This is a genomic window from Streptomyces sp. STR69, assembly GCF_024519455.1.
Taxonomy (GTDB): domain Bacteria; phylum Actinomycetota; class Actinomycetes; order Streptomycetales; family Streptomycetaceae; genus Streptomyces.
Genome location: NZ_JALJRY010000011.1, coordinates 289,534 through 300,202, shown reverse-complemented (window position 1 = coordinate 300,202; position 10,669 = coordinate 289,534). Strand labels below are relative to the sequence as shown.

At 70.0% G+C, this 10,669-nt stretch carries 10 protein-coding genes and 1 pseudogene; 3 read left to right on the top strand and 8 right to left on the bottom strand.

Going from position 1 to position 10,669, the window contains the following annotated elements; translation table 11 throughout:
• From OC490_RS22760 to OC490_RS22725, 8 genes and pseudogenes are all read right to left on the bottom strand, one after another.
• Window positions 1-289: pseudogene (locus OC490_RS22760) on the bottom strand (pectate lyase); the annotation flags it as partial.
• Between the two features lie 695 nt (window positions 290-984).
• Window positions 985-1,572 (bottom strand): TetR/AcrR family transcriptional regulator, encoded by a 588-nt coding sequence (locus OC490_RS22755; protein ID WP_262059818.1) that lies wholly within the window; start codon window positions 1,570-1,572, stop codon window positions 985-987.
• Between the two features lie 32 nt (window positions 1,573-1,604).
• Entirely contained in the window at window positions 1,605-2,777 is a 1,173-nt protein-coding gene (locus OC490_RS22750) for a pyridoxal phosphate-dependent aminotransferase (RefSeq protein ID WP_262059817.1), read from the bottom strand.
• Between the two features lie 28 nt (window positions 2,778-2,805).
• Entirely contained in the window at window positions 2,806-3,591 is a 786-nt protein-coding gene (locus OC490_RS22745) for an SDR family oxidoreductase (RefSeq protein ID WP_262059816.1), read from the bottom strand.
• Window positions 3,592-3,640: 49 nt separating this feature from the next.
• Window positions 3,641-4,636 carry a biotin-dependent carboxyltransferase family protein gene (locus tag OC490_RS22740; RefSeq protein ID WP_262059815.1) on the bottom strand — a complete coding sequence of 332 codons (996 nt, stop codon included), beginning with the start codon at window positions 4,634-4,636 and terminating at the stop codon, window positions 3,641-3,643.
• Window positions 4,633-5,364, bottom strand: coding sequence for a 5-oxoprolinase subunit B family protein (locus OC490_RS22735; RefSeq protein WP_262059814.1), 732 nt, complete (start codon window positions 5,362-5,364; stop codon window positions 4,633-4,635). The genes OC490_RS22740 and OC490_RS22735 overlap by 4 nt, the downstream gene beginning before the upstream one ends.
• A gap of 7 nt (window positions 5,365-5,371) precedes the next feature.
• Complete coding sequence (locus tag OC490_RS22730; RefSeq protein ID WP_262059813.1) at window positions 5,372-6,178, bottom strand: 5-oxoprolinase subunit PxpA; 807 nt, start codon at window positions 6,176-6,178, stop codon at window positions 5,372-5,374.
• A gap of 27 nt (window positions 6,179-6,205) precedes the next feature.
• Window positions 6,206-7,561 (bottom strand): MFS transporter, encoded by a 1,356-nt coding sequence (locus tag OC490_RS22725; protein ID WP_262059812.1) that lies wholly within the window; start codon window positions 7,559-7,561, stop codon window positions 6,206-6,208.
• Window positions 7,562-7,843: 282 nt separating this feature from the next.
• On the opposite strand from OC490_RS22725, the gene OC490_RS22720 reads away from it, so the two are divergent.
• From OC490_RS22720 to OC490_RS22710, 3 genes are all read left to right on the top strand, one after another.
• On the top strand, window positions 7,844-8,479 hold the full coding sequence (locus tag OC490_RS22720; protein ID WP_262059811.1) for an RraA family protein: 636 nt from the start codon (window positions 7,844-7,846) through the stop codon (window positions 8,477-8,479).
• Window positions 8,479-9,543, top strand: coding sequence for a D-2-hydroxyacid dehydrogenase (locus tag OC490_RS22715; RefSeq protein ID WP_262059810.1), 1,065 nt, complete (start codon window positions 8,479-8,481; stop codon window positions 9,541-9,543). The genes OC490_RS22720 and OC490_RS22715 overlap by 1 nt, the downstream gene beginning before the upstream one ends.
• Before the next feature lie 708 nt (window positions 9,544-10,251).
• Window positions 10,252-10,644, top strand: coding sequence for a hypothetical protein (locus tag OC490_RS22710; protein ID WP_262059809.1), 393 nt, complete (start codon window positions 10,252-10,254; stop codon window positions 10,642-10,644).
• The last annotated feature ends 25 nt before the right edge of the window (window positions 10,645-10,669 follow it).

Here is a 10,669-nt window from a genome sequence, read left to right as displayed (position 1 = left end):
TGGCCTTGTCGGCCAGCTCCAGGATCGGCGGCTGGTTCTCGGCCTGGTCACCGCCACCGAGCGCGCCGGAGCCGACGAAGCGGGTGAAGTCGAAGTCCCGGTTGCCGGTGACCTTGATCGTGGCGGACACCGGCTGGACGCGCTTGGCGGCGGGCCAGTCGGCGGCGGGCCGCGCGGAGTCGGCGGCGCCTGGGCGGTCGGCTGCCGCGACGGTGCTGGGGACGGAGGGGACGAGGGCCACTGCCGCGAGGACGGCGAGCGGCATGAGGGTGCGATTTCGGCTGTGCATAGTCGGATCGTTGGCAGAGACCCTGCTTCGGCGCGCGCGGTGTCGTCCGAACGTATGGCCGCAACCCTCGAACGGCCGTTGCGTCGCATCGGCGTCACTCGGCTGACGGCGCGCCGGAGAGTCGGCCGGAAACCCGATGTCCCCGGTGTTCCACGGCTGCCCTCCGTATACCCGGTCGGGGTCTGCGGTCCACGGCAGCCCCCGACCGGGCGGCGGCCTTGTTCGCCGGCCGGACTTCCGACTGCCTGCGGGCCCTACGACCGCGCGCGCTGTCCTGGCAGGGGTGTGGCGCTGGGCCGCGGAGCGGTTCGGGGCTGCGCGCTGCGGAGAGCACAGGCGTATGGCGAAGGTGCCTGCGGGTGTGGCCGTGCTGGTTCTCGCGGTCCGCGAACAGCCAGGACGCCTGGCGGGTCGTACCCGCGGAGCGTGTGACGGCAGACCGGGCCAGGCGACGCCACGAACAGACGCGGTGGTGATGAGGGAGATCCTGGCGCGTCTTTTCGAGGAACGCCGCACTCCGCATCCACGGGTCGCCCGCGTGATTGCCTTCGCTTGTCTTGGTCGCTGCCTGCCCGGACCGGACTGCTGTCCCGTACGGGCCGTTGTTCATCACATCAGCCCGTCGTGACCCGACATCGAGGTCGTCTCGTGGCGAAGGCGTGGCGATTCGGGCGGCGCCCGTGAAGGGCGAGACTTCAGTCGTACTTCCGCTCAGGTGCCGTGGCCCAGCCGATGAGGGCACCGCGCAGGGCGGCCACGAGGCGGGACGCCGCCTCGTCCTCGGTGCGGCCGCTCTTGATGAGGTCGAGGATGTCGCGCGGGTCGAACAGGGCGTTCCACAGGAACAGCGCTTCGTCGCCGAGGTCGCCGAGGCCGAGGTCCTCGGTGGTCTGGCGGAGAGGCTCGGTCAGTGCCTCGGCCTGGGGAGCGAGGTAGCCGGTGTTCTCGCGCAGCCGCTCCAGATAGCCGCGGTGCGAGCGCATCTGCGCCATCGCGCCGCCGTGTTCGAGGACGAGCGACACCCAGTGCCGGGACACCGCTTCGAGGCGCTGCATGCCCCGGGTGGTCTGGGCCGCGCTGAAGTCCCGCAGTTCCGAGCCGACTTGGGCACGGAAGGCGTGCAGGACGTCCTCGACGGAGGAGAAGTGCCGGTAGGCCGTCGCGGTGGACACCTCGGCGCGCTTGGCGATCTCGGTCAGGCTGACGGGAGTCGGTGAGTTCTCGAACAACTCCGCGGCGGCCTTGATGAGTTGCCTGCGGTTGCGCTGAGTGTCACTGCGCATGGGTCGACTCCCCGTTCGCGTCGCGGCGGTGTTCACCGCAGGGCCGAGAGGCCGTGGGCCAGACGACGGACGCCCTCGGTGATGGACTCCGCGTCGGCAGCGTACGACAGGCGCAGATGCCCCTCGCCCCGGGCACCGAACTCGCTGCCCGGCCGGACCGCGACGCCGTGCGCGCGCAGTGCCGCCACGACCTCCACGGACGGCAAGTCGACGTCGTAGCGCGGGAATTGGTAGAACGCACCCTCGGGCGTGCTCAGAGTGAGGCCGGGGATCCTGGCGAGTTCCGTCCGCATGAGGGCGCCGCGCCGCTCGTACTCCGCCCGCATCCGTGCGATGTCGGCGTCGCAGGTCCGCACCGCGACGAGCGCGGCGTCCTGGACGACCGTGTTCACCGAGCCGTTGAAGGTGTTGTGGATGCGTGCGGCGCCCTGGATCAGGGGTGTTGGGCCCCAGAGGTAGCCGACGCGCCAGCCGGTCATCGCGTAACTCTTGGAGAAGGTCTGGCAGTAGACCGTACGGTCGCGCAGACCGTCGAGGGAGATCGCCGAGGTGAACGGGCGGCCGGTGAAGTCTAGGTCGGCGTAGGCCTCGTCGGAGATGACGAGGGTGGACGTGCCGTCCAACAGGTCGGCGAGCGCGTCGAGTTCGGCGCGGCTGTGCACGATTCCGGTCGGGTTGCTCGGGTTGCAGAACACGAAGAGCTTCGCCCCGGCCAGGGCGTCGCCCAGGAGATCGAGGTCCCAGTGCAGGTCGGGGGCGAGCGGGACGGGGACGACGACTCCGCCGGCCATGCTGACGAGGTCGGCGTAGAGGGAGTACGTGGGGTCGGGGATGACCACCCTGTCGCCGGGGTCGACGAGGGAGAGGATCGCCGCGGCGAGACCGGCGGTGCCGCCCTGGGTGATCAGGATGTCGGCGGGGGAGACCGGCGCTCCGGCGATGCCGGTGAGCTTGTCGGCAAGCGCCTCGCGCAGGGCCGGTTCGCCCAGCAGCGGCGAGTAGTGGGTACGGCCGCTGCGCAGGGCGGCGAGGGCGGCCTCGGTCACCTGCCCGGGTGTGTCGAAGTCGGGTTCGCCCATGGCTAGGGAGACCAAGTCGCCCTCGGACTGCGGTTGTTGGGTCCGGCGGGAGGCTGCGGCGATCCGGGCGACGGCCGCGGCGGGCGCGAACGACGACAGCGGGGTGGCGGTGACGGTGGAGGGCATGCGGTTCTCCTGGAGTGGCAGGGGGGCGTCAGCCCTGGGGTGAGGCGTCGGCGGGAGCGCCCGCCCAGCGGCTGATCTCAAGGTCGGCCGAGGTGTCGCGCTGCCGGGTCGGAGCGACGACGATCTCCTGGAGCACGACTCGCTGGGGCAGGGTGACCGCGAGGTGGATCGCTTCGGCCACGTCCTGCGGCTGGAGCATGTTCGCGCGTTCCTCGACGGCCGGCGGCCGGGCACGGTTGTCGAGGATCGGGGTGTCCGTCTCGCCGGGCAGCACGGTGATGGCCCGCAGCCCCTGGTTGCGGAAGGTGTTGTGCAGAAAGGTCATGAAGTTGCGGACGCCGGCCTTCGCCGCTCCGTAGGCGGCCCCGCCCAGCAGGTTCGGGTTGACGGCGGCGAGCGAGGAGACCGTGACGATCGTCCCGCCGTCCCGGCCCAGCATGTCGGGCAGGACGGCCTGGGTGAGCTGGAAGACCGCCGTGAGGTTCACGTCGAGGACCTGGCGCCACTCGTCGTGCGGCAGCCACTGCGGGTTGAGCACCGACGACGCGCTTCCCGCGTTGTTGACGAGGATGTCGACCGGGCCGAATTCCGCGTGGACGCGGTCGAGGACACGGGTCACGTCGTCGACGCGGGTGATGTCCGCCGCGAGGGCGAGGGCCGTGCCTCCCTCTGCGCAGATCGTGGCCTCGGCTTTGTGGAGCTCCTCCTGCCGGCGGCCGACGAGGACGACGGTGATGCCGTCCCGGGCGAGGAGGCGGGCCGCTTCGAGCCCGATCCCGCTGCCGGCGCCGGTGATGAGCGCGGTCCGCGTCACTGTTGTCCTCCAAGTGAGACATGCATATCAATTGAGAATAGTTTCTCGCCTAGGGGTGGATCAAGTGCCCCGCGAAACCGAGCGCGCCGAACGCCTTGCTCGTCGCCCGCTCCAGCGCCCGCAGCTCGCGCTCCTGCTCGGCGGATCGGCGTACCGAGGTCTCCCGGTCCACCCACCGGAACCGCAGTTCACGGCCGGGCCCGGCCTGCCCGAGCAGCGGGAGCGACGCCCGTGAGGTGACCCCGACGATCGGGTAGCCGGCCGTCAGGCTCCGGTATCGGCCCAGCACGATCAGCTCGTCGGCGTGCGGGATCTGGAGCGCCCCGATCGGCACTCCGTGCGACACGATCTCGACGTCCGTGTCCGGATGCAGCACCGGTCCGTCGAGGCGTAGGCCGACGTGGTTCGAGCGAGGGGTGACGACGTACGACGACTCCGCGATCAGCTCTCGGACCCCGGGGATCGACCGGGCGCCGTAGCTCTCGACGACGTCGATGACCCAGGGCCCGTCCGGGCAGCACAGGACGGGCGCGGGAAGCCGGAAGAGCGGGGGAGCGAAGTGGCTGTGCCTGAATCCGCGGAACCCGGACTCCAGCAGCACCCGTGCTCCGAGTCCCTGCGTGAATCCCATCCGCTGATCCGGTGCGGCGCTGCCCAGCAGGGTCTCTGTCGCAAGCACGCCGTTCACGGCGAGGTAGTTCCGGGCGCCGAGGCCCATGTCGGCACGCACGCGGATCTCCTGGCCCGCGGGCACCAGCACCGGCGACCAGCTGTCGACGTTCGCGCCGCCGACGGTGACTCGGCAGGGAGCACCTGTCACCGCGACGAGGACCTCGGCGTCGGGCACGAAGGCCAGCTCGCCGCCGAGGTTCTCGATCAGGGTGGCGCCGCGCGGGTTGCCCACGAGGATGTTCGCCACGGCCGCCGAGTGCTGGTCGGCCGCCCCTCCGGTGGGCACGCCACGGCGCTCGGTGTCGTGCCGGCCGAGGTCCTGGAAGGTCGTGACCCACCCTGTGTGGATGATGTCGAGGCCCACGGTTCTCATGCGGACACCTCCGCCGGCAGCAGGAAGCCCGCGTCCAGGGCCGCCGCCTCGTCCCGCGTGACCGGCACGAACCGCACGACGTCACCGGTGCCGAACGAGACGGGCTCGGGGCGGGAGATGTCGACGATGGTGTGCGGAGTGCGTCCGACCACCCGCCAGCCGGTCGGGCCGGGGAACGGCTGGATGATCGCGTTGGTGCCCGCGATCATGAGCGCGCCGGGGGCGACATCGGTCCGCGGTTCGGCCCGCCGTCGTACCGGCCTGGGAACCCGGAGTCCGTCCATCATGGGCGCCATCGCGGCGCCCAGCAGCGAGATCGTGAAGGTGGACTCCGCGATCGCCTCGACGACTTCGGCGGGGGCCACGCCCAACTCCTCGGCGACGGACGCCAGATCGGGCCCGGTCTCCTCGTCGAACACGACGGGCACCGCGAACCGCAGCGCCGTACGCGTCCGAAGCCGCTCCTGGACCGGGAGGCGTTCCGCGAGCAGCCGTACGGCGTACTCCACGTGCGGCAGCGCGGTCTCCAGCGGGTCGAACTCGACGAGCAGCGACTCCAGACCGGAGACCACGTCGAGCACCCCCGGCGGGCGATGCGCCAGGAACCGTTCGCGGAAGGCGACGATCGCGGTGCGGCGGATCACCGGGTCGGGGTGGGGGACGGTCACCATCACCGCCGAGTCCCCGAAGGGCTCGACGGTGACGGCGGCGAACTGTGCGGCGGCCATGGGGAGTTCAGACCAACGCCTTGGCCTTCTCGGCCAACACGTCTTTCAGTCCCGTGACGTTGACGTCGTCCGCCTCCAACGCTGCCCGCAGCGCGGTGCCGTTGGCGAGCACGGTGGGGTGGTCGCCGTGCAGCAGCAGTACGTCCACGTCATGGCCCAGCGGTACGACGTCGCCGTCGACCGAGCGCACGGTGCCCTCCCGGACGACCTGGACGCAGCGCTCGCCGATGAGTTCGGGGTCGTGGATCAGGCCCTGGGGGTGCGAGCGGGGGACGGGCATGCCGTCGTCGCCGTAGCCGCGGTCGGCGAGGAAGACGTAGCCCACGTCGAGGCCGCGCTTGGCCGACTCCTCAGCGAGCAGGCCGCGTTGACAGATGACGATGTACTCCTTGTTGTACGCGGCGATCGCGTCGGTGATGGCGCGGGCGTGCTTGGCGTCGGTCTGCGCGATCGAGCCCATCCGGCCGTGCGGGGCGACATGGCTGATCGTGCCGCCGTGCACGCGGGCGAAGGCGTCGAGCGCCCCGAGCTGGTAGATGACGTCGGTGCGGATCTCCTCCTCCGAGGCCTCGATGAGCCGGCGGCCGAAGCCGACGAGGTCGGGGTAGCCGGGGTGGGCGCCCAGTTCGATGCCGCGCTCGACGCAGTCGGCGACGGTCCGGTCCATGATGCGTGGGTCGCCGGCGTGGAAGCCGCAGGCGATGTTCGACGCGGTGACCAGGCCCAGCAGGGCCGCGTCGTCACCGATCGTGTAGTTGCCGAAGCTCTCGCCGAGGTCGGCGACGACGGCCACCGAGTTGATTCCGGATGCCATGGTGTGTCTCCCGAAGTGCGGTTCGGATCAGTGGGATGCGAGGGGCTGACCCTTGGTCTCCCGCACGAACGCTACGGAGACCAGGGTGATCGCGGCGGTGATGATCGAGGCGAACGCGGGGATCAGGTTGGACCCGGTCGACTCGATCAGGTCGGTCATCACGAGCGGCGCGCTGCCGCCGAAGACGACCGTCGAGAGGCTGAAGCCGATGCTGTACGCCGAGTAGCGCACGCTGGTCGGGAACATCTCGGCGAGCACGGTGTGCACGACCGCCGCGTGGCCGGAGAAGGCCACGGCGAGGACGACCGTGCCGATACAGGCGAGCCCGAACCGGCCGGTGGTGATGAGCAGGAACATGGGGTACGACACCACGGCCATCGCGATCGCGGAGAAGGTGAGGACGGGCTTGCGGCCGATCCGGTCCGACAGCCGTGCCATCAGCGGGATGCAGATCACGATGGCGACCAGACTGCACGCGGTGACCATGAGCGCCCGCACCATCGAGAAGTTGTGGTCGCCGAGCGAGGTCTTCAGATACGTCGGCATGTAGACGAACAGCAGGTAGTAGCCGGGCCCGTTGAGCGCGGGCAGGAAGATCGTGAGCGCGATCGCCTTCAGGTGCCGCTTGGAGGTCAGTGCCTCTTTCAGCGGGTTGCGGGCGACGGTCCGCTGCTCGCGCAGGGCCGTGAAGTGCGGGGTCTCCTCCAGCTTGCTGCGGATGTAGAAGCCGACGTAGCCGAGCGGTACGGCGAGCAGGAACGGCACCCGCCAGGCCCAGGAGGTCATCGCGTCGTCGCCGAGGGCCGTGATGAGGACGGCGGAGAAGGCGCTGCCGAACATGAGGGCCACGAACGAGCCGACCGCGATGAAGCTCATCATGTAGTTGCGGCGCGCGTCCGGCGCGTACTCGCCGACGAACGACATGGCACCCGCCACCTCGCCGCCCGCCGAGAAGCCCTGCAGCACCCGGAGCAGGACCAGGAGGATGGGCGCACCCACTCCGATCGCGGCGTGGGAGGGGATGAGGCCGAGGGTGGCCGTCGCCCCGGAGATCAGCACCAGGAGAGTGGCCAGGAGCTTCTTGCGGCCGAGCTTGTCTCCGAGGTATCCGCAGATCACGCTGCCGAAGGGCCGGGCGAGGAAGCTGACCAGGAAGCCGACGTTGGTGAGGAAGAGCCCGCCGGCACCGGCGTCGCCCATGATGTTGACCGCGAGATAGGTGACGAGCAGGCCGTAGATGCCGTAGTCGTACCACTCCACGAACGAGCCGACGGCGCCCGCGACGGTGGCCTTGCGGACCACCCCGTCCTGAGTGGTGACGGGAATGATGACCGGTGCCTCTGGCTGGTTTGCTGCGGAGTGGAGCCGATCTGACGTTGCCATAGCTTCAACTTTCGGTGTCGCGGACGGCCGAAGCGGTGTCCTGGGGACCGGCGGAGAGGTACTGCTCCAAGCTGCGACTCGAATCGCGAATGAGAATAGGTTCGCATTCTCGGGGCGGTCAAGGGCTGGAGTTGCATCGGTGTCAACCTTGCGATTCCGCCATGTTTCCGCGGTTGTTGCAGCTGATCCGGTAGCCGTCGCCTCTTGTTCGGCTGCGTGGAGCGATGCACACTGGTTCATCGAAACGCGAAAGCTTTCGCATTTGTTGGAAGGGGATCTTTGATGACTCAGGACAACGTGCGGGTTCGCACGGGGTGGGAACGCGTCGACCCGCAGGTGCTCGACCAGTTCCGCGAGCACTCCGTGGCCAACCTTGGCGACGCCCTCGACCGGCTGAATATCGTCGACGGAGGCATCGCGCCCGTCTGGAACGGGGCCAGGGCCGTCGGCACCGCGCTCCCCGTGCTCACGGTCGCCGGCGACAACAAGGCCGTGATCGCCGCGCTGGAGCACATCCGCCCCGGGGACATCCTCGTCATCAACGCCTTCGGCTTCGAAGGACGCGCCATCATCGGCGACAACCTCGCCCAGCGGTTCGACGTGTTCGGTGCCGTCGGCGCGGTCGTGGACGGATATGTGCGCGACGGCGCGATCATCGAGCAGCTCGGGATCCCGGTCTTCGCGCGGGGGCTGACTCCCGCCGGCCCGTTCAAGAACGGGCCGGGCACGATCGGCGAGTCCGTCGCCATCGGCGGGGTGGTCGTCGAACCCGGGGACATCGTCGTCGCCGACGCCGACGGTGTGATCGTGATTCCCCCGCACCGCGCCGAGGAGGCCCTCGCCGCGGTCAAGGAGATCGTCGCGCGCGAGGCGGACCTCGACGCCGAGGTCGAGACGCTGCGGAGGAAGGCCGCCTGATGGCAGTGGAACGGGACACGCACCGACTCCGGGTCGCGGTCGCCGCGCCGCTGTCGGAGGAGAACTGCGCCCGCGTAAGGGAGTTGGAGCCCCGGATCGACCTCGTCGTCGACCAGGCACTCCTCCCGCCGATGCGCTGGCCCGCCGACTTCGCGGGCGATCCGGCCTGGCATCGCACACCCCGGCAGCAGGGCGCCTACGAAGCGCTCCTCGACTCCGCCGACGCGCTGTACGGCATCCCCGACGTCGACCCGACCGCGCTGGCCCGCACGGTCCGGGCCAACCCACGGCTGCGCTGGGTGCACACCATGGCGGCCGGCGGCGGCAGCCAGGTCAAGGCGGCGGGACTCGGCGCCGCGGAACTCGACCGGGTCGCCTTCACCACCTCGGCCGGTGTGCACGGACGGCCGCTCGCCGAGTTCGCCCTCTTCGGCGTCCTCGCGGGAGCCAAGGACCTGCCCCGCCTGAACCGCCAGCAGCGCGCCCGCGAATGGAGCGGCCGCTGGACGATGAGGCAGGTGAGCGAGCAGACCGTGCTCGTCCTCGGCCTCGGCGGGATCGGCCGGGTCGTCGCCGCGAAACTGCACGCGCTGGGCGCGCGGGTCGTCGGCACGAGCAGACGGGACGTCACTGTCCCCGGTGTGACCGAGGTGGTGCATCCTGACCGGCTCGTCGAGGTGGCACCGGCCGTGGACGCGGTCGTCAACACGCTCCCCGGGACCGCGGCGACCCGACACCTGCTGGACAAGCGGTTCTTCGACGCCCTGCGGCCCGGCGCGACCCTCGTCAACGTCGGCCGGGGGAACGTCGTCGACGAGGCCGCCCTGATCGAAGCCCTCGACAGCGGACAGGTGGGCTTCGCCGCGCTGGACGTCTTCGAGACGGAGCCACTGCCCGCCGCCAGCCCGCTCTGGGACCACGACCAGGTCCTCGTGAGCCCCCACACGGCCGCGCTCGACGCGGCGGAGGACCGTCTCATCGCCGAACTCTTCGCCGCCAACGCCACCCGTCTCCTGGACGGACACAGCCTGCTCAACCGGGTGAACGCCATCGAGTTCTACTGACCTCAGTCGATCAGGACGACGCCGCCACACACGGTGATCGGCCGTGACGTTCGCTGACCACGGCGTCGCGCCCTGGGCCTGGTCGCCGAGACGCGAAGGCTGGACCGACGAATCTCCGGGGCTTTCCGGTACCCGCGGCACCCTCCAGTGGTCGGGCTGAGAGATGCTGCCGGAAGCTATGACCGAGCATTTTTCGCCGGGACCGCAGCGCCTTCTGTCACTCGGGTCCGTTCGTGATCGAGGACGCGATCTGCGCGAGTTCCGAGCAAATGGCGGCGAGCCGGCGCCCGGCCACGCCCGTCGTGGCGTCCTCGGCCGCAGACTCCGGTTTCCCCGGTCGCTGCCCGCAGGCGTTCCAGGCGTCGGTTCAGAGCCAGGTCCTCGGCCAGGTCCCGCTCCAGGGCGCGTACGACCGTCATGACATCGCCGATGACGCGGCCACCGAAGACCTACTCGTGCCCCAGTCCGTCGTAGAGCACGCCGCGGGGCCTTGGGGGACCCGGATGGGGATGGCGAAGGCGGCGTGGACCTGTTCGCGGCGTACGGCAGGGTCGTCGTCGTGCGTGCCCCTTCCGTGGGGAGGACGTGGGGCATACGAAAGTCGGGGGTCGGGTTCCCCGTGCAGAGCGACGATCGGCGCGAAGTACCGGAAGAGACTGCTTGAGCGACGTCGAAGGACGTCGAACCCCATAACCAAGGAGTTCTTCCATGAGCGTCGTCGGAAAGATCCTGTTCGGAGCCCTGGGACTCGTCGTGCTCGTCGGAGTCGGTCTCTGGTTCGGCATCAGGCACGTCGCGAGTGACATCACCTCGCATACGATCACCGCAACCCAGTTCAAGGACGTTCACGTAGGCGAGAAGCAGAGTGCCGTGCGCGACCGCCTCGGAAAGCCCGGCGGTCTCCAGCCGCAGGACAAGCCCGAGGCGCCGGCCGGTACCACCTGTGACTACTACCTGCAGAAGAACGTGTCGCTGGAGAAGAAGCAGACTTTCCAGATCTGCTACCGGGACGGGCAGGTCGCCGCCACGAAGACCCTGCCGTCCGCCGAGGAGGAGGCCACGCAGGACAATGGCAAGAGCAGTGCGAGCGCCAAGCCCTGAACTGCTCGGGCTCACGACGGCCCAC